The organism is Pseudoalteromonas sp. SW0106-04, assembly GCF_001293805.1.
In the GTDB taxonomy this organism is placed as follows: domain Bacteria; phylum Pseudomonadota; class Gammaproteobacteria; order Enterobacterales; family Alteromonadaceae; genus Pseudoalteromonas; species Pseudoalteromonas ruthenica.
This window is the reverse complement of record NZ_BCAI01000003.1, coordinates 202,287-221,761: the sequence shown is the minus strand read 5'-3', so window position 1 is coordinate 221,761 and position 19,475 is coordinate 202,287. Positions and strand designations below refer to the sequence as shown.

Below are 19,475 nucleotides of genomic sequence, written 5' to 3'. Positions count from 1 at the left end.
TGAGTTGCGCGATTATTCGATGATGAAAAGAGGTTGGTCGAACTCAACAGGCTCGCCATTTTCAACCAAGATTGCTTTAACCGTACCGGCTTTGTCAGCTTCAATCTGGTTCATCATCTTCATCGCTTCAACGATGCACAAAGTATCGCCTACGTTAACTTTACTACCTACCTCAACATAAGCAGCGGCTTCTGGTGAAGAGGCCGCGTAGAATGTACCAACCATAGGTGAGGTTACTTCATGGCCGCTAGGGCGAGCAGGTGCATCGCTCGCTGCTGGTGCATCACTGGCTGGAGCTGCAGCTGGGGCTGCAGGAGCAGGAGCCGCTTGTGGCGCCAAGGCGTAATGCTGTGGCATCGCTGGAGCTTGGCTATGACGGTTAATACGTACCGACTCTTCACCTTCGGTGATCTCAAGCTCAGCAATGCCAGACTCTTCAACTAGTTCAATTAATTTCTTTATTTTGCGAATGTCCATGAAAAACCCGCCTGTTAGTTAGTTTTTAATTCGAATTCTGCAACCGGTTGACCGCTGCTTGAAGCGCGAAGTGGTAACCCATTGCACCAAAACCGCAGATAACCCCTTGTGCCACGTCAGAAAAGTAAGAGTGGTGACGGAAGGGTTCGCGTTGATGAATGTTGCTGAGGTGAACTTCAAAGAAGGGAATATCAACACTGAGTAGAGCGTCACGCAGAGCCACACTGGTGTGGGTGAATGCGGCAGGGTTTATAATAATGCTATCAAATTGCTGCCACGCGTCGTGAATGTGCTCTATTAATGCTGCTTCGCTGTTACTTTGAAAGTGCGCCAACTCAACATTTAAGGCCGCTGCTGCATCATTTAGTTCACCGGTGATCTGCGCCAGTGTTTTTACGCCATATTTATCCGGCTCACGCTTACCTAACATGTTTAGGTTAGGACCGTTAATAACTAAAACCTTAAACTTTGCAGCCATAATGCGACTAAAATCCTTTATCGTGTGAGTTTTAAGTGATTGTACAAATAATAGTATTTAACTTAAGGGCAAAAGTAGCAAATAGCAAACTTTTCTCACGTTTGCCGACTATTATAGAGAGTTCGACGTAAATAGCAGCAAAATACTGGTCTAATGACCTTGTTAACCAGGTTTGGTTAGGTGGGGTTTACTAGTGCGGGGAAAGTGAGCAGGGTGATGAGGCTCACCCTGCATTAATCAGTAAAAAGGATTACTGTGCTGCGTCACGCACCGCTTGTAGGTGGGAAGCAAATTCATCTGCCCCCATAAAACCGGTGACTCTCAGCTCAGGTAATTCTTCGTTGCTGTTATCGAAAAACAAAATACTTGGCAGACCAAAAACGGTGTAGTGCTCCATTAATTCAATGGTGGTGTCGTTACTTTCGGTGAGGTCGACCTGTACTAAGGTGAAATGCTCAAACTGCTGTTGCACGTTGTCTTTCGGGAATGTGTACTTCTCAAACTCTTTACATGCCACACACCACTCGGCATAGAGATCAACCATCACCAAGCCATCGGTTTGAGCAATCAAGGTTTCCAGTTCTGCTAGATTAGCGACATGTACAAATTCACCATGCTTTTCGTTAGAGGAAACTGTCGCAGCCGTGCTGTTACTCTGTGGCTTAGGCCAAATGTAGTTTTGTACCAGCATTAAGCCACCAACAAACAGCAGCATGGCAAAACTCCATAGAATCGTTTTTCCTTTCCCTTGGTTTTGCCCGCTTTGCCAATAATGTAAGTAGATAGCGGTAGCAATTGCCAACAAGCCGGCCATGAGCAGGATCACCTCGAAAGGTAAAATACGCTCTAATAAGATAAGTGGCACAAACAACATTAAGAAGCCAAACAAGGTTTTTACTTGCTCCATCCAGCCACCGGCCTTGGGGAGTAATTTCCCGCCCGAGGTGCCTAATAGCAGCAGCGGTAGGCCCATACCTAGGCTTAAGGCATACAAGGTCAAGCCACCAACCACAAAATCGCCGCTTTGAGCCACATAAAGTAGCGCTGCAGAAAGTGGTGCGGTGGTGCACGGCGAGGCAATCAGGCCGCTGAGCACGCCCATCAAGAATACGCCGGTGTAGTTTCCGCCTTTTTGCTTATTACTGACTTCTGTTAAGCGGCTCATCAAACTTTGGGGTAAACGAATCTCGTACAGCCCAAACATCGATAGCGCCAGCAATACAAACAGTAAACTAAAGCTGATTAAGACATAGGGGTGCTGTAAATAGCCTTGAATATGCCCGCCGAAATAGGCAACCACTAAACCTAGTAACGCATAGGTCACGGCCATGCCCTGCACATAAACAAACGACAGGCTAAAGGCTTTTTTCGTAGAGAGATTTTTCTGCCCAGCGATTAAGCTAGAAAGAATCGGGAACATGGGGAACACGCAAGGTGTAAACGCCAGGCCGATACCGACAACAAAAAAGAATACTAAATTAGTGACCAAGCTTTGGCTGGCTAAACGCTCAGTGAGTGATTGTTCACCCTCATCATTGGTGGCTTTGTTAGCCGGGACCGCGGTGGTTGGCGCACCGGTAGTCGCCGTGCTGGCAGCAAGGGCCGTAAGCGGAATTTCCACCACTTCAGGGGGGTAGCAAAGGCCTGCTTCGGCGCAGCCCTGATAACGTACTTTGACACTGGCATTATCACCCACATCACTGAGTTTGGAAATAATACTCACACTATCAAAATAGACCTCAGTGCGACCGAAAAACTCGTCTTCAATCATGTCCCCTTGGGGAAGGTCACTGGGTGGAGTGATGGTGGCGCCCTTACCGACAAACTCTAACTTATGTTTGTAGAGATAATAACCTGGCTCAATATCCCACCCTACAAATAAGGTATCGCCTTGTTGGTCAAAGTCGAGCTTAAATGCCTGCTCGACGGGGAGAAAAGTGCTTTTAGAGGGCTCTAATAAGCTATTTAAAACGGAGTTGTTCGCCCAACTTAGCGAGCTAAACGCTAAGGTGAGCAAAAACAGCACATAACGCATTAATTTAATACCTCATCCATCCAATTAAAATACGCCAGGTTTCCGGTGGCCACATCAACAACCTGAATTTCAGGCACTTCATAACTATGTAGCTGTTTAATGGTTTGGATCACCTGGTTCATTTTCTCAGACTTGGTTTTAATTAGCAGTTTGGTCTCGTTTTCGCTGGCCACTTCTCCTTGCCACATGTAGATTGACTCTACTTCGGGAAGAATGTTGACACAGGCGGCGAGTTTTAACTGCACCAATTGTTCTGCCATCGCGCGTGCTTCTTGTTTATTTGCACAAGTTGTAAAGATAAGCCGGTAGTGAGTAGTCATACTGAACCTTTTTGTGAGTCCCGTTTCTAACCCCCATACTAGCTGATAGCAAGGGCAAAGCCCATAGAGCGACAACAGATGACTTGAAATCTGACCTTATCAACCTCAATTCTATTTCATCGACTTTTATGAGAGCCGTTATGTTCAGAGCACTTTTTTTACTATTTATCATTGTTCCAATCATCGAAATCGCGCTATTGATTCAATTAAGCGAGGTGATTGGCGGCGTTGCCACCATTGCCTTAATTATCGTTACCGCGATTTTGGGCGCTAAGCTGGTGAAGCAACAAGGCGTTGGCGCAATGCGTGAGGCGCAGGTGCAAATGGCACAAGGGCAAATGCCGGCAAAACAAATGTTTACTGGTATCTGTGTCATCATTGCTGGCGTTCTGTTGTTGACGCCCGGTATAGTGACCGACGTATTCGGCTTCTTATTACTGACTCCCGCAGTGCGCAATAAAATGGCCGCAACCTTTGCTTCTCAGGCGCAAGTGCGCATGAGCCAAGGTATGGGGCAAAGCACCTTCAGTGCTGAATTTCACAGCCATCAACAGCATCAACATAGTGAGCGTCGCGAAGAGCACACCACCATCGAAGGTGAATATGAACGAAAAGAGTAAAAAATTTTAATTTTTACTCTTGGGTTTTAAAACCTCGACCCCCATTAGATATGGCAACTAAATTTTAATGACTTTTCTGTAGTTGTTCAGAAACTGTTAGGAGAAACAAACAAATGAACATTCGTCCTTTACATGATCGCGTGATCGTTAAGCGTCTAGAAGAAGAAACCAAGTCTGCTGGCGGTATCGTGCTGACTGGTTCTGCGGCTGAAAAATCATCGCGAGGTGAAGTAGTTGCAGTAGGTAATGGCCGGGTATTGGATAGCGGCGAAGTACGCGCATTGGAAGTCAAAGCGGGCGACACTGTGTTGTTCGGCTCTTACGTTGAGAAGACTGAAAAAATCGACGGTCAAGAGTACCTAATTATGCGTGAAGACAACATCCTAGGTATCGTGAGCTAACTCACCCCTTGATGTTGACACACTTGGTTTAAACAGAATTTAGAGGAAAGAAACAATGGCAGCAAAAGAAGTACGTTTTGCAAATGACGCCCGCACTAAAATGCTTAAAGGCGTAAATGTATTAGCAGATGCAGTAAAAGTAACTTTAGGTCCTAAAGGCCGTAACGTTGTTCTAGATAAGTCTTTTGGCTCACCCACAATCACTAAAGATGGTGTTTCTGTAGCGAAAGAAATTGAGCTTGAAGACAAGTTCGAGAACATGGGCGCGCAGATGGTTAAAGAAGTAGCCTCAAAAGCGAATGACGCTGCCGGTGACGGTACCACTACTGCAACCGTACTAGCACAGTCAATTGTTAACGAAGGCCTTAAAGCTGTTGCTGCGGGTATGAACCCAATGGACCTTAAGCGCGGTATCGACAAAGCCGTTACCGCTGCAGTAGAGGAATTGAAAACCCTTTCTGTGCCTTGTGCAGATAACAAAGCCATTGCTCAGGTGGGTACTATCTCAGCCAACTCTGACAAAGAGATTGGTGAAATCATTGCTGAAGCAATGGAAAAAGTAGGCCGTGAGTCTGGTGTTATCACTGTTGAAGAAGGTCAATCACTACAGAATGAACTGGATGTTGTTGAAGGTATGCAGTTCGACCGTGGTTACCTTTCTCCTTACTTCATCAACAACTCAGAAAAAGGTGTTGTTGAACTAGATAACCCACACATCCTATTGGTTGACAAAAAAGTATCAAACATCCGTGAGCTTCTACCTACCCTAGAAGCGGTAGCGAAAACTAGCAAGCCATTGCTGATTGTTGCTGAAGACCTAGAAGGTGAGGCACTGGCAACATTGGTTGTTAACAACATGCGTGGCATCGTTAAAGTCGCTGCGGTTAAAGCGCCTGGTTTTGGTGATCGTCGTAAAGCGATGCTACAAGACATCGCCATCCTAACCGGTGGTACAGTGATTTCTGAAGAAATCGGTCTTGAGCTTGAAAAAGCGACACTAGAAGACTTAGGTACAGCGAAGCGCGTAGTAATCACCAAAGATGACACCACCATTATTGATGGTGCTGGTGAGCAAGAAGCGATTGATGGCCGTGTGGGTCAAATCAAAGCGCAAATCGAAGAAGCGACGTCTGACTACGATAAAGAGAAACTACAAGAGCGCATGGCGAAACTAGCTGGCGGTGTTGCGGTAATCAAAGTCGGCGCTGCGACCGAAGTTGAAATGAAAGAGAAGAAAGACCGCGTAGAAGATGCGTTACACGCAACGCGTGCTGCGGTTGAAGAGGGTGTTGTACCTGGTGGTGGTGTAGCGCTGGTTCGTGTAGCAACTAAGATTGCTTCACTTACCGCTGACAACGAAGACCAAAACCATGGTATCAACGTAGCCCTACGCGCTATGGAAGCGCCACTTCGCCAAATCGTTTCTAACGCTGGTGATGAAGCATCAGTGGTTGTCAACGCAGTCAAAGGTGGCGAAGGTAACTACGGTTACAACGCGGCAACAGGCGAGTACAGCGACATGCTAGAGATGGGTATCCTTGACCCAACGAAAGTAACACGCTCTGCATTGCAGTTCGCAGCTTCGGTAGCCGGTCTAATGATCACCACAGAAGCGATGGTTGCTGAACTACCTAAAGAAGACGCACCAGCCGCACCAGATATGGGTGGCATGGGCGGAATGGGTGGCATGGGCGGCATGATGTAATCATCCCTCAAGCTATCTCGCTTTATAAAAACCCAGCTTCGGCTGGGTTTTTTCATGGCTGCTGAATTTTCATCCCTAACTTGACCCTGACAGCAATATTTGTGCTTCTGGCGCTCAGGAAGAGGGCTGAAGGCGGCAACGATTATTGGCTCAGTAACCTTTATTGTTGGGCGCTCAAGGAGTAGCGAACGTTAGACTCAAGCAATAAAAAGTCGCTGCTGCTAAATGAGAGATTCGACGAGGCAAACTGTAAAACTCAGAGGGGTGAGTTGCTGGGCGTTGACTCGATTGGGTACACAGGCTACAAATAGTTATTAATGATTACTAATTGTTACGAACTTGGCGGTGTTTTAGTAATCAAACAACACAACAAGCGGTCTATAGTAGATAGACGTACGCAATTGGAGAGTATGATGAAATCACTGAGCTACAGTTTGGCAATCGCGGCCTTAGTTACATCCCTTAGTAGCTATGCTGGCGAAGCAAAAATCAAATGGCATGACTTAGACGACTACACCGATGCGCGTCCAGCTAATGAAGTAAAAGGACCGTTTCACAAGCGACTGGTTAAAAACTTTAATAAGCACTTTAGTAGAGAAGCAGAAAATCTGCCTGAAGGGTATGTGTTTAACGCTGAGATCACTAACCTCGATTTGGCCGGCGATGTGCGCTTTGGGATGAATGAGATCCGCGTGATTAAACCTATTTACATGCCTAAGATTAACTTTACTTACTCGGTCACCGATGCCGAGGGTAAGGTGGTCAGTGAAGGGGAAGCGGATTTAAAAGACATGCAGTTTATGGATCGCATTCGCTCACCTCGAGCCAACGAAGCCAACTATTATGATTTTCGCTTGATAAGCTCGTGGTTTGAGAAAACCTTGTTGCCTGAGCTGGGTATCGAGCCGAAGAAAGCCTATCGCTAGCGACTAGCACTATTTAATTAAGGCAAAGTTAGGCGCCCAATGGGCGCTTTTTCTTTTTGATCTTAACTTGATCTTTTTTATTTCAGAATGTACATTCTTAAAAACGCTAAGCAGAGAACAACCTATGGCACGAACCAGAGAATTTGATGTAAGTGAAGCCCTGCGCAAAGCAACTATTATGTTTTGGCGCCAAGGTTACCGCGATACATCAATGGAGCAGTTGGTTAAAGCAACAGGTGTGAGTAGGTATGGTTTTTACCAAGAATTTGGTAACAAGAAAGAACTGTTCAAACGGTGTTTGCAAGAGTATTCCCTAAGCAAAATTAGCCCGGGGTTAAAGCGCATTGCGCAAAGTAATGGTGAGCTTGAAGACCTACGCTGTTTTTTCTCCATGTACAGCGAGAACATTGCTGAGCATGGCGCTAATGGCTGTCTTATTTGCAATACAGCTACCGAGATTGGTGAAACAGATATGGATGTGAACAGCATTGTGCGTGATATTTATGCCAAGCTGACCGCACAGTTTCAGCATTTTATTGAGCGAGCTCAAGCACGTAGCGAGGTACGCCAGGAACTCAGTGCGTTTGATTTAAGCGTGTGCTTACTCGGTGTGTTGCAAGGCGTAGCAGTGATGGCTCGCAGTGATTTTCATCGTGACACATTACGGCAATATTTGACGACTATATTCGACATGATGGCTGAACCTGAATAAGGTACTATGCTATTATGAAAATAAAGAGCCTCACTTGAGGCGTTATTTTTTACCATTATCAGAATGTGCGTTCTGTTATAAGGAGTGATAATGAACCACTTTATTAGCAACTTAGCCCTGCGGTGGGGGCAGTGCGTGACACGCTACCCTTGGCTATTGCTTATTGTCAGTGTGCTAATTTGCATCGCACTGGCAATAGGGGCTAAAGGGCTCACTTTCTCGAACGACTATCGGGCATTTTTCAGCCCCGAGAACCCAGAGCTCGTTGCCTTTGAGAACTTCCAAGACAAATACAGTAAAAATGACAACATTCTGATCGTCGTGCACGACGAGCAAAGCCAAGGATTAACGCCTAATCATGCGAAGGTGGTGGAGCAGCTCACCGAACAGGCGTGGAAAACACCTTTTGCGAGTCGTGTCGACTCTATCACCAATTTCCAACATACCTATGCAGAGCAAGATGACCTTATCGTCGCCGATCTGATCAAAAATGCCGAGCAATTATCTTGGCCAGCGTTGCAAGAAAAAGCACGTATAGCCCTTGATGAACCGCTACTGGCCAACCGCTTAATTGCCAACAATGGCCGCACCTCGGGTATTAATATTACCGTGCAATATCCAGGGGAGTCTTTGGCGGAAGTGCCAAAAGCGGTGAATTATGTACGCGATTTAGTGGCGCAAATGAAGCAGCAGCACCCTGAGCTTACCTTTGCTATTAGTGGCATCTCTATGCTCAACAACGCCTTTAGTGAGGCTGGGCAAACCGATGCGCAAACCCTCACGCCGATTATGTACCTAGTGCTCATAGTGGTGATGTATATGAGCCTGCGCAGTATTCCCGGTACCATTGCTGCGGTGGGTGTCGTGATCCTTGCCAGTGCTGCGGCCATGGGCCTAACTGGCTATATCGGCATAGAGCTTACGCCTATCTCTATTACCGCACCGACCATTATTCTCACCTTGGCCATTGCCGATAGCATCCACGTGCTGTTGTCTTACGCAAGCGCGCGAAGAGAGGGCATGGACAAGCTAGCTGCAATTAAAGAGAGCTTACGGGTCAATTTTGTTGCCGTGTCCATTACCAGTATCACCACCATCGTTGGTTTTTTAACCTTAAATATGTCTGATGCACCGCCATTTGCAGATTTAGGGAATATCACCGCCATGGGTATCGCCGCTGCTTGGTTGCTCTCACTGGTATTCCTGCCTTGTTTACTGGCTATTTTGCCGGATAAGAAAACCTATAAGAAAAAGCGCAACGGGCTGAATGTGTGGTTAGGGCGCTTTGGCAATCAGGTTGCGAAAAAGTATCGAATGATTATTGCTGCGACAGTGCTACTGAGCATTGGTTGTGGCTTGGCTATTCCGCAAATTGAGCTCAATGACGAGTTCGTAAACTACTTTGATCAGCGCGTTGAGTTTCGTCGCGACACCGACTTCACCATGGAGCACTTAACAGGCATTTATGTAGTGGAGTTTGACATTCAAAGTGGTGAAAGTGGCGGCGTCAGTAAACCCGAGTATCAGCAGGGACTTGCAGATTTCACCACATGGTTACGTCAACAGCCAGAAGTAGTCCATGTGTATAGCTACACCGACATCATTAAACGCTTAAATAAGAATATGCATCAGGATAACGAGGCGCTGTATCGCTTGCCTGATAATCGCCAGTTGGCGGCGCAGTATCTGTTGCTGTACGAGATGTCACTGCCCTTTGGCCTCGATTTAACTGACCGCGTCAGTATGGATAAATCGGCTTCACGGTTAAGCCTGACGTTAGATAACTTGTCTACTGCAGAGATTCAGGCCTTTATTGAGCGCGCTGAAGGCTGGCTGCAAAGCAACACGCCAGCGGCGATGCATGCCAAAGCCACTGGCGCTACGGTGATGTTCTCACATATTTTCCAACGTAACGCACAAAGCATGCTCAGTGGTAATGCCATTGCCATCATCGCGATTTGCCTGATTATGATCCTCACCTTACGTAGCCTGAAGTACGGCTTCTTAAGCTTGATCCCCAATACCATTCCGATGTTGTTCACCTTTGGCGTGTGGGCACTGTTAGTGGGGCAAGTGGGGGTTGCGGCCGCCACAGTGACCTCAACTTCGTTAGGGATCATTGTCGATAACACCGTGCACTTCCTCAGCAAGTACCTAAGAGCTCGGCGAGAGCGCGGCCTCACACCGCAAGCGGCCATTGAATATGCGTTTACCACTGTCGGAGAGGCCATCTTCGTGACCACCTTAATTTTAGCGGGCGGCTTTATGGTGCTGGCTTACTCCACCTTTATGATCAACGCGCAAATGGGCATGTTAACGGCGCTGGCCATTGTTATGGCGCTGATCATTGATTTCTTATTACTCCCGGCGCTGCTCATGCTTGTTGCACGCCCGTCTACCTCATCTCAACCGAGTCTTTCAGCTATTAAGGAGAACCCGCATGAAGCCATTAATTCCTAGTGCTTTTGCCGTGCTATCGGCAGTCACATTGATCACCCCAGTTTGGGCTGCAACTGCTTCCAGTGATGCGCAACAACGAGGCTATGAAATCGCGGCACAAAGTGACCGCTCCGATCGCGGCTTTGGCGTCAGTCGTGTCGATGTCATGATGCACCTTGAAGATGCCAGCGGGCGTAAATCGAGCCGCAGCTTAAGCATGCTCACCAAAGAAGTGGCCGACGAAGATAAAGGCGATAAAAGCCTGATTGTCTTTAACTCCCCGGCCGATGTACAAGACACCAAGCTGTTATCGCATGCGCAAATACTAGAGCCAGACGATCAATGGCTTTATCTTCCAGCGCTAAAACGCGTAAAGCGCATTTCCTCAGCGAATAAATCGGGTCCCTTTGTGGGCAGTGAGTTTGCTTTTGAAGATTTTACCGCCCAAGAGCTCAATAAGTACGAATATCGCTATATTGATGAGCAGCAATGCGGTGAGTTCACCTGTGCGGTGGTCGATCGTATTCCCAAGTATGAAAATTCTGGTTATACCCGCCAGCGCGCCTTAATCGATTTAAGTCATTACCAAGTGCGCAAAATCGACTTTTATGACCGTAAAGAAGCCCATCTTAAAACCCTGACATTGTCTGATTATCAGCACTATCAAGACAAATTCTGGCGACCACAAACCATGCATATGGAAAACCATCAAAGCGGTAAAAAAACCACCTTGGTGTTCTCTGATTACGATTTCTCTGTGCGCTTAAGTAATCGCGATTTTGTTAAATCGTCATTGAAGTAAGGATGTAGTGATGTTCAGGAAGTGGTGGCTATTGCTCTGTGTGTTTGCGCCTTGCGTGTATGGTCAATGGCAAATAACGCCTGCGGTAGAGCTCGGCGCCCGGCAATACAAAAGTGATAGCGCTCGGGCTCAGCAAACGCATAACTTTGCTTGGGACCCAAGGCTATGGCTTGAGCTTGATTACCGCTCCCGCGCCTCGGGAATGCAAGCGCATATAAAGCCGGTAGTGACTGTGGCCGCGACCAATAGCGCCCTGCCTGAATGGGATTTACAAGAGGCTTACTTACAGAAAACCTTCTATAACTGGCAGCTAAGCGCCGGTATGAATACGGTGTTTTGGGGGGTCGCCGAGTCTCGTCACTTGGTTGATATTGTCAATCAACGTATTCCTGCGCGTAACTTTGAAGGTGAAGAGAAGCTTGGCGAACTACTGGTGCAGGTTGATTACTTCACCGAAAACGGCACCTTATCGCTGCTATCTATGCCTTGGTTTCGCTCCCGCGATTATAGCCAACCCGATGAGCGCTTTTCATTGCCAGTGGCCATTAGCCAAGAGCGCTTTGTCGGTTTATCTGAGCACTCTCGGGGATCACTGGCGCTGCGTTATGCCACGGTGCTCGATGATTGGGATGTCGGTGCTTATTTCTTCCACGGTTTAGATAAAACCCCAGCCTTTGAAATCACCGAGCAAGGCCAAGGGCAAGCTATTTACAGCGCCTTGCAGCAATGGGGCCTTGATGCGCAATACACCAGTGAGCGCTGGCTCGGTAAGCTCGAAGCGGTGCACCGCAACCATGATTACGGTGGTAATAGCTGGGCTTACACCTTAGGGGGAGAATATTACTTTTATGGAGTGGCGGGCAGCAGTAAAGATCTCAGTCTGTTGTTGGAGCTGCACCGCGACACCGACGCCGAGGCTCGAGAAAATCAAATATATCGTAATAGCAGCTTTGTAGGCTCTCGCCTCGCTTGGAACGACACCGATGCCACCACCTTGTTATTGGGAGCCCTTATCGATAATGGCGGCGATTCCATCGCCATTAAGGGTGAATTCGAAACCCGTATTCATAGTCAGTTGAGTCTTGATGTTGAGGCCCGGATGTTTGTTGATCAACAACCACAGCAGCCGCTTTACCTCTACCGAGATGATGACTTTATAGAAGTAAGATTGACCTATTACCTGTAAGGAGCATGTATGGTAAGTCAGTATAGTGATGTTGTGATCATCGGTGGTTCAATGGCTGGTGGTTGCTTAGCACGACAATTAAAACTAAAACACCCCGAGCTATCGGTCACCGTGTTAGAACGCAAAAAGTCATTTAATTCTTGGGTAGGGGAGTCAACCCTAGAATCGTTTTGGGATTATGCCGCCAGTGATCTGCAACTGGGCTTTTACCTAGACACTAACCATTTGTACAAACATGGTTTGCGATTTTTCTTTGACAGCGTCGACCGTGATCTCAATGTCGAGGAAATGAGTGAGCTCGGGCGCACCTGGTATCACGGTATTCCGGCGCACCAAATTGATCGCGCTAAGTTTGATAACGACCTAGTGCGCTTTAATCGGGATATTGGTGTGGACGTTTTACTGGGTGAGACGGTCAGCGATATCGAACTCGATGGCGAGCATGGTCACAGCGTGAAAACCGCAGACAAATCCTTTCGCTGTCGTTATTTAGTCGATGCCGCCGGGTTTGCTGCACCGCTGGGTAAAAAGCTGGATTTAATTGAGTCGCAAGATCATCGCCACTCTGTGAGCTCAGCTTGGGCGCGGTTTAAGTTCACCACGCCACTCGATAGCCTGGGCAGTGAGCAGTGGCGTGCACGTACCAACTTTACCACCCGCGCATTAGCGACCAACCACTTTATGTATAAAGGGTATTGGTTATGGCTCATTCCATTGGATGAGCACACTGTCAGTATCGGTGTAACCGCTAAAAATACCGATGTCAGCTTAAATGTGAGAACCAGTGACGACTTCGTGGAATTTTTACGCTCGCATAAATGTATGCAGGAAATTCTGGGCAGCCACTTCGAATTGCAGGACTACAAAGCCATGAAGCGGCTATCACGGCGGGCCAAACAGTCGTTCTCAACTGATCGTTGGTTCCTCACCGGCATGTCATCGGCCTTTTTAGACCCCTTGTTATCGCCGGGCTCGGCCTATTTGACCGATGCTAATCGTATGATCGGTGAACTTATAGAGGCGGATTTAGCCGGTAACGAGGCCATGTTTGCAGGCAAAACCAAGGCCTTCAATGCCTACCTCTTAGGCTGGTTTGAGAGCTTTATGCTGCATATTACCGGGAACTACCACGGCAGCTACGAGGTGCACCGCACGCATTTTGAAGCCTTATTAATGCATTGGTTCGGCTTTATTTTACCTTCGTCCATGGCGCGCCATTTTGGTTATTGCCCGAGCATGAGTGAAATGAGCCAAGAGCAGCTGAATGAAAAAGCGCTGGCCATGGTGCAAGGGGCGGCGATTTCCCGCATTCATGAACTTAAAGATGAGTTTATCCAGCTGATCCAAGGTCAAGAATATCGCCTTAATCGCGGTCACTTCTTTGATATAGAGCTCACCAAGTGCCGCATGAAACACGCCCATAGCCGAGGCGTCATGTTAGACGAGATGGCCATCGCCGAACTCGATAAGGCCTTATTGGAAGTCACTTATTTAGGGTTCTTACGCAGTCTATGTGAAATTCAGCGTATGGACTTTGATGAAGAAAAAATGCCGCTAGTGGTCGAAGCAGCAATTAATGACAAGCTATCGCTTACCCACGCGATGGAATTATTTAAACACTGATACTGACAGAACAAAGAGCACAAAAATGGAAAATTTAGCAAACAACAACAGGGTTAATGCACACACGGCGGATGCCACTGCGCTGGCTATTTTAGAACTCATTTTTGCCCAGCGGCGGCTGCTACCGATTGAGCAAGATGTGGCGTTTGACGAGCAAATAGCCGGTCATTATGAAAAGGTGTTGGATTTTGTTCACCGCCAGCAGCCCATCAATATGGTGCTGCCAGCCTTTCCGGCAAAATCACCCAATCGCAACAAAACCTTGGGCTACCTGCCAGATAAAGGAGAGTTTTTTGCATTTGAGCGGCTGGTGCAATTATGTCAGCAAATTGAAGAGGTTTATGAGCCGGGTGCAAAAGTAACAATTTGCTCGGATGGGCGCGTTTTCGCCGATATTATCCATGTCAGCGACGCCCATGTCAGTGAGTATGTAAACGGCTTGCGTCGTTTTGCCAATCAACATTATCCAGATTATTTCGACTTCTTTAACCTCGAAGATGTATATGACAAGGTCAATGACTTCGCGGTATTGCTTGAGGAGCTGATGATTGAATACGGTGAAACACTAAAATCTCTGCGTCAGCGCATTAAAACAGAGAAAGAAGCCAGCACCATGTACAAGGGTATTACCCGCTTTATGTTAGAAGATTTCTCGGGTATCGAAAAGTTTTCTCAACATAGCCGCACAGCGCTGCAAAAGGTTGCTAAAACCGCCGCTTACCGTGTTATTCAGCGCAGTAATGCGTGGGGGCGGTTGTTGAAACAGGAGTTACCCGAGGCGCTGCGATTATCGATTCACCCGCAGTATCTGGTTTCTGAGAAAATCGGCATTTCACTGGTATCGCAAAACGACGTGTGGACCACGCCTTGGCACTCGGTACTCGTTAAAGACGGCGACGAGCACAGTTTGATGCCTCGGGAGCAAGCTGAACAGCTGGGTTGTGTCTTAGTGTTTATTAATGGCCAAGCCAGCCACTATGAGCGTATGCACAGAGAGCCACAGTTATGATCAGCGAGCAGGTCTCACCGGCGTGCTTCACGATTGACGCACGAGAAAGCGGTGCTAAGAAACTAGCACATTTAAACATTGCCGAACTTGAGCAAGTGATCTTGAACCAAGGTATGGTGCTGCTGCGTGGCTTTGACCCCAGCAGCGATGAGCAAATGGTGGCCTTTGCGAAAAAACTGGGGCCGCTGCTGGCGTGGGATTTTGGCTATGTGCTGGATTTAAAAATAAACCAACAGCCGCAAAATCATATTTTTAGTCAAGGAAAGGTTGAGCTGCATTGGGATGGTGCCTTTGCAGGGGCAACGCCGCGATTTAACTTCTTTCAGTGTCTACAAAGTAGTGCCATGAGTGGTGGCGGTGAAACCACCTTTGTGAATACCTGTAGGTTGCTTGAGAGCTGTTCATCCCAGCAGTTGCAGGAATATCAAGACAAGGTGATCCGCTATTTTGCTGAGAAAAAGGCGCATTATGGTGGGGCTATTGAGGAGCCACTGATTAGCCCGCATCCAGCGACTAAACGTCAGCGAATGCGCTTTATTGAACCCTTCAATGAGGATAATATGGCTGTTAATCCAGTGGAGACCCAGGTGCAGGGCATGTCCTCGTCGCAAGGTGACGCTTTTTTGCGTGAGCTGATAGCTCACCTATATGACAGCGATAGCTTCTACGCCCATCAGTGGACACAAGGCGATTACTTGCTGGTGGATAACCATGCCATGTTGCATGGTCGCCACCGCTTTCAAGGTGAAGGGCTAACGCGACACCTTAAGCGTGTTCATATTTTGTAACGAGCAACCAATAACGATGAAAAGAGCTTATCTTTACCCCACTTTACTGACGCTATTTTTTATAGCGTGGAGTTCAGCATTTGCGACGCAGTTCAGTGTCACTGATGCTGTGCATAACTGGGGCACATCGTTGACTATGGTATTAGGATCCTTTGTCGCAGGTGCGACGCCCTTAGGTGGCGGAGCTGTTGCTTTTCCGGTCTTCACTAAGTTATTCGGGTTTGAAGCACACAGCGCAAAGGTCTTCTCATTGGCGATTCAGTCTGTGGGAATGACCTTTGCCACCATTTTTTTTGTTTCTCGCGGGGTCCGTATATATTGGTCACTGCTGGCGCGATTAATGCCCTTTGCTTTATTTGGTTTAGCGTGTGGGTTTTCATTATCGGTTGACGGTGAACCTCTTAAGATCACCTTTAGTTTCTTGCTATTGGCTTGTAGTTACTTATTGATGCAGCGCTGTGATACGCGGTTGCTGCAGTGGCGAAACAGCTGGTCGCTCTATCTTATCGCCACACTGGGCGGGTTACTCTCGGCATATATTGGCGCCGGAGCTGATACCTTGCTGTTTTTCTACCTGGTATTGCGGCAAAAGTTCGATGCCAAAGCACTGATCCCAACCACAGTGTGTTTTATGGCGATACTTTCTGTGACTGGCAGTGTACTGCTCATTTTACAAGGGCAGCTAAGCGGCGCTCATGTGGCCTTTGAACCGTGGTTTTTCGCCGCTCCCGTGGTCGCCATAGGCGCACCGCTAGGAGGGTATGTAATGAGTAAAATCAACGAAAAGTACGTATTACGCTTTATTTATGCGCTGATATTCGTTGAAGTGTGCTCAACGGTGGTGATATTACAATTTTCGCTGGTATTGAAGGTGCTATTGGTGGCGGCAACGCTCGCGGTGGTTGTACTTGCATTGCGCCAACGCGGGGGCATACTCCGCGAGCGGTGGGTGAAGGCAAAAGGCGCTTAACGCGCCGCGAGCAATGTCTCGACCTCTCCAAGGCGGGTGATGATTTTATCTGGATTAGCATCGGCAATATCCAACCCGTGGTTGTAGCCATAATTAACGCAGATCACCGGGCAGCCGGCGTTTCTGGCGGTTGCCACATCATTTTTTGAATCTCCCACATACACGCCTTCGCTAATATCAAGACTGAGATTATTTAAGGCACTAAACAGCATGGCTGGGTCTGGCTTGCGCTGGGGCAGAGTGTCACCACAGACAATGGCATCAAAGTAATCGGCAACGCCCAGTGCATTTACCAGAGCATGAGTGTGGCTTTCATTTTTATTAGTGACAAGTAATAACTTTAACCCTTGCTGCTGCAGTGCTTGTAGGGTCGCTTTGGCATCAACATATAAAGTCGAGGAATCGGTCACACATTGGTTGTAAGCAGCACTGACTTTCGCCGCCGCCGCGCTAACATCAATATGCGTGGCGCCCACTTTTGCTAAGGCGCGCTCGGTGGCTTTATCAATACCGTTGCCTATCCAAGTTTGCACGTCGTCCACGGTGACTTGACCGACTTGGTAATGCTCCAGCGTGGTATTAATGGCGGCGCAGATATCGGCAGCGGTATTGACTAAGGTGCCGTCTAAATCAAAGCCAACCCAAGTCAGCGAGTGAGGCAATTGCATTTTAACATCCTTGTTTTAAACAGGACTTTACTGGTCTTTAAAAGTCGCCAGCAAAGTGAGTATATGTTGCAGTTTAACCACGGTTTGTTTCAACTTTTGTTCATCAAGTTGCTCGGCTTGGGAAAGTGCCTCGACATCGGCGGCCACGTCTAATACATAGGGTTTAAAGCGCTTTGCTTCAAAGTCGAATCCCGCGTCGCGATTGAACAAGGCTTGAAACTTACCATGGCCTTCTTTTTGTAGCTGATCCAGTTTTTGATCGGCGTCTAAGGCCTGACGATAGGCGAGTTTAAGGTTTTCGTTTAACTTTTCGATAATTGCGTGCATTTTTTTCTAAAGCTTTAGAGCAGATGGCCGATATGGTACGTGGATTCATTTAAAATGTCAGGTAGCGTTATGAATATATCAGGAAGTTCACTTCCCGCCATGAGCACAGCCGATCAAGGCGCCGAGGTTTATAGCGCGGCCCTTGCTAAGAAACGACAGCAAGCCGATGGCCAGGCTGCATTGGCGTTGATTGAGTCAGCAGGTAATGTGACCAAAGCAGCGCAGAGCCCAGCCGCCTCGACTACGGCAACCTTGGGTAATAACATTAATATCCACGTGTAATAGCAAGGCAGCGCGTCGTAAATGAACCCCAAGCAACCCGCGTTAAGCGGGTTTTTTTATGGCTCTAAATGCAGATCAATGGGGGTTTTACTGCGTTCGCCACCGACCTCACGCACCAACTTTGGCACTAAAAAGCCAGGCAGTTCGCTAAGTACCTCTGCCATGATAGTGCGGGCTTCATCATCGCTTACCTCAAAATGTGCGGCGCCTTGCACTTTGTCTAATTGATGCAGGTAGTAGGGGAGTATCCCGGCGGCAAATAAGCGCTCACTTAAGGCGATTTGCGCAGCCGCATTGGCATTGACCTCTTTCAATAACACCGCTTGATTCAACTGCGTTACTCCTGCTTGGGTCAGCTTTTTACAGGCGTGGCTAAAAACCTCATCGACCTCGTTGGCATGATTAATATGGTGCACAAAGACTATTTGTAAGGGCGATTGGGCAAAACGCTGACATAACTGCTCGGTAATGCGTGCCGGGATGGTCACCGGCAAGCGCGAGTGAATGCGTAAACGCTTAATGTTGGGGAGTTGCTCTAGCTTATCTAAAAACCATGCCAGTGCTTCGTCTTTTGCCATGAGCGGGTCGCCACCGCTGAGGATCACTTCATTGATCTCTGGATGATTACCAATGTAGGTTAGTTTATCGGCCAAAGCGGCTTTATTGAGTTGGTTATCTTGGTACGGGAAATGACGACGAAAACAATATCGGCAGTTGATTGCGCACGCGGTTTTAAACATCAATAAGACACGGGAGCGGTATTTGTGTAATAAACCCGGCTCGTTGTTATCTTGTTCTTGCAATGGATCGACACTGTACTGCGAGTGTTGCTGAAACTCTTGTCGTCGTGGCAGTACTTGTAATAACAAGGGATCGCGGGCGTCACCCTTGGCCATTTTGGCGATAAAGGGGCGCGGTACTCGTAGATTAAATAAGCTTTTGGCCTCACTATCTGGTTGATACGCATCGGGGGGTAAATCCAACATATTCAGCAGCTCTTCGGGGCGAGTGACTACATCGGCTAATTCTTTTTGCCAGTTTTTATGCAAATTTACTTCGATTCTTTGTATCATTGACGGATTAATTACTCGAAAAACGGTTATTAGAGGACAAGATGGCGAATTATAGCACCAACGAATTCAAGGGTGGCCTAAAATTTATGTTGGATGGCGAGCCTTGCAGCATCCTAGAAAACGAAGTGGTTAAGCCGGGTAAAGGCCAGGCATTTAACCGCGTTCGTATCCGCAAACTGATCTCAGGTAAGGTATTAGAGAAAACCTTTAAGTCAGGCGAAAGTGTGGAAGCGGCTGATGTAATGGATACCGACCTGGCTTATCTATACACAGATGGCGAATTCTGGCACTTCATGAACAACGAGACCTTTGAGCAAATCGCTGCTGATGAAAAAGCTGTGGGCGACAACGTAAAATGGCTTGTAGAAAACGATGTGTGCACCATTACTTTATGGGACGGCAATCCGATTGCAGTAACGCCACCCAACTTCGTTGAACTTGAAGTAACTGAAACCGATCCAGGCCTAAAAGGCGACACGGCTGGTACCGGTGGCAAGCCTGCTACTTTAAGTACCGGTGCCGTGGTACGTGTTCCTTTGTTCATCCAAATTGGTGAAGTGATTAAGGTTGATACCCGCTCAGCTGAGTACGTGGGCCGCGTAAAATAAGCACCTTATACGTGTATATCCCAGCC

At 47.6% G+C, this 19,475-nt stretch carries 21 protein-coding genes; 14 read left to right on the top strand and 7 right to left on the bottom strand.

The genetic code is table 11. The features are described from left to right. Positions 1-12: 12 nt before the first annotated feature. The 4 genes from accB to cutA form a co-directional block, all read right to left on the bottom strand. A complete protein-coding gene (gene accB / locus W04_RS05685) occupies positions 13-477 on the bottom strand; it encodes an acetyl-CoA carboxylase biotin carboxyl carrier protein (RefSeq protein WP_045980407.1) in 465 nt (154 codons plus the stop codon). Positions 478-502: 25 nt separating this feature from the next. Further along, positions 503-955, bottom strand: coding sequence for a type II 3-dehydroquinate dehydratase (gene aroQ / locus W04_RS05680; RefSeq protein ID WP_053910140.1), 453 nt, complete (start codon positions 953-955; stop codon positions 503-505). 250 nt (positions 956-1,205) lie between these two features. After that, positions 1,206-2,990 (bottom strand): protein-disulfide reductase DsbD, encoded by a 1,785-nt coding sequence (locus tag W04_RS05675; protein WP_053910139.1) that lies wholly within the window; start codon positions 2,988-2,990, stop codon positions 1,206-1,208. Further along, the gene (gene cutA / locus W04_RS05670) at positions 2,990-3,310 is read right to left on the bottom strand and encodes a divalent-cation tolerance protein CutA (protein ID WP_022945974.1); all 321 of its coding nucleotides are present in this window, start codon (positions 3,308-3,310) and stop codon (positions 2,990-2,992) included. Before cutA ends, W04_RS05675 begins: the two co-directional genes overlap by 1 nt. A gap of 140 nt (positions 3,311-3,450) precedes the next feature. Here cutA and W04_RS05665 point away from each other — a divergent pair, with 140 nt between their 5' ends. From W04_RS05665 to W04_RS05610, 12 genes are all read left to right on the top strand, one after another. Beyond that, entirely contained in the window at positions 3,451-3,930 is a 480-nt protein-coding gene (locus tag W04_RS05665) for an FxsA family protein (RefSeq protein WP_022945975.1), read from the top strand. 113 nt (positions 3,931-4,043) lie between these two features. Beyond that, positions 4,044-4,331, top strand: a complete 288-nt coding sequence (locus tag W04_RS05660; protein ID WP_022945976.1) for a co-chaperone GroES — start codon at positions 4,044-4,046, stop codon at positions 4,329-4,331. A gap of 55 nt (positions 4,332-4,386) precedes the next feature. Next, positions 4,387-6,036, top strand: a complete 1,650-nt coding sequence (gene groL / locus W04_RS05655) for a chaperonin GroEL (protein ID WP_053910138.1) — start codon at positions 4,387-4,389, stop codon at positions 6,034-6,036. Positions 6,037-6,446: 410 nt separating this feature from the next. Then, positions 6,447-6,962: a DUF3016 domain-containing protein gene (locus tag W04_RS05650; protein ID WP_231658040.1), complete on the top strand. Its 516-nt coding sequence runs from the start codon at positions 6,447-6,449 to the stop codon at positions 6,960-6,962. 124 nt (positions 6,963-7,086) lie between these two features. After that, a complete protein-coding gene (locus tag W04_RS05645; protein ID WP_053910136.1) occupies positions 7,087-7,674 on the top strand; it encodes a TetR/AcrR family transcriptional regulator in 588 nt (195 codons plus the stop codon). Positions 7,675-7,764: 90 nt separating this feature from the next. Then, entirely contained in the window at positions 7,765-10,134 is a 2,370-nt protein-coding gene (locus tag W04_RS05640; RefSeq protein WP_026111263.1) for an RND family transporter, read from the top strand. Then, entirely contained in the window at positions 10,115-10,915 is an 801-nt protein-coding gene (locus tag W04_RS05635) for an outer membrane lipoprotein-sorting protein (RefSeq protein WP_053910135.1), read from the top strand. Before W04_RS05640 ends, W04_RS05635 begins: the two co-directional genes overlap by 20 nt. A 10-nt stretch (positions 10,916-10,925) precedes the next feature. Continuing rightward, a complete protein-coding gene (locus W04_RS05630; protein ID WP_053910134.1) occupies positions 10,926-12,101 on the top strand; it encodes a hypothetical protein in 1,176 nt (391 codons plus the stop codon). A 9-nt stretch (positions 12,102-12,110) separates the two neighbouring features. Continuing rightward, complete coding sequence (locus W04_RS05625; RefSeq protein WP_022945981.1) at positions 12,111-13,724, top strand: NAD(P)/FAD-dependent oxidoreductase; 1,614 nt, start codon at positions 12,111-12,113, stop codon at positions 13,722-13,724. Positions 13,725-13,749: 25 nt separating this feature from the next. After that, positions 13,750-14,733 (top strand): L-tyrosine/L-tryptophan isonitrile synthase family protein, encoded by a 984-nt coding sequence (locus W04_RS05620; protein WP_053910133.1) that lies wholly within the window; start codon positions 13,750-13,752, stop codon positions 14,731-14,733. Beyond that, a complete protein-coding gene (locus tag W04_RS05615) occupies positions 14,730-15,521 on the top strand; it encodes a TauD/TfdA family dioxygenase (RefSeq protein WP_053910132.1) in 792 nt (263 codons plus the stop codon). Before W04_RS05620 ends, W04_RS05615 begins: the two co-directional genes overlap by 4 nt. A gap of 16 nt (positions 15,522-15,537) precedes the next feature. Then, positions 15,538-16,491: a sulfite exporter TauE/SafE family protein gene (locus tag W04_RS05610; protein ID WP_053910131.1), complete on the top strand. Its 954-nt coding sequence runs from the start codon at positions 15,538-15,540 to the stop codon at positions 16,489-16,491. On the opposite strand, the gene gph is transcribed toward W04_RS05610, so the two are convergent. Together gph and W04_RS05600 are read right to left on the bottom strand one after the other, a co-directional pair. Next, entirely contained in the window at positions 16,488-17,159 is a 672-nt protein-coding gene (gene gph / locus W04_RS05605; RefSeq protein ID WP_053910130.1) for a phosphoglycolate phosphatase, read from the bottom strand. The two genes, W04_RS05610 and gph, sit on opposite strands and share 4 nt — an antisense overlap. A gap of 27 nt (positions 17,160-17,186) precedes the next feature. After that, entirely contained in the window at positions 17,187-17,486 is a 300-nt protein-coding gene (locus W04_RS05600; RefSeq protein WP_045980396.1) for a hypothetical protein, read from the bottom strand. Positions 17,487-17,555: 69 nt separating this feature from the next. Between W04_RS05600 and W04_RS05595 the strand changes: the two genes are divergently transcribed. Next, positions 17,556-17,768, top strand: coding sequence for a hypothetical protein (locus W04_RS05595; protein WP_022945987.1), 213 nt, complete (start codon positions 17,556-17,558; stop codon positions 17,766-17,768). Positions 17,769-17,824: 56 nt separating this feature from the next. Here W04_RS05595 and epmB read toward each other — a convergent pair whose 3' ends face one another. Continuing rightward, positions 17,825-18,841, bottom strand: a complete 1,017-nt coding sequence (gene epmB, locus W04_RS05590) for an EF-P beta-lysylation protein EpmB (protein ID WP_053910129.1) — start codon at positions 18,839-18,841, stop codon at positions 17,825-17,827. Positions 18,842-18,882: 41 nt separating this feature from the next. Here epmB and efp point away from each other — a divergent pair, with 41 nt between their 5' ends. Next, positions 18,883-19,449 carry an elongation factor P gene (gene efp, locus W04_RS05585; protein WP_022945989.1) on the top strand — a complete coding sequence of 189 codons (567 nt, stop codon included), beginning with the start codon at positions 18,883-18,885 and terminating at the stop codon, positions 19,447-19,449. Positions 19,450-19,475 lie beyond the last annotated feature (26 nt).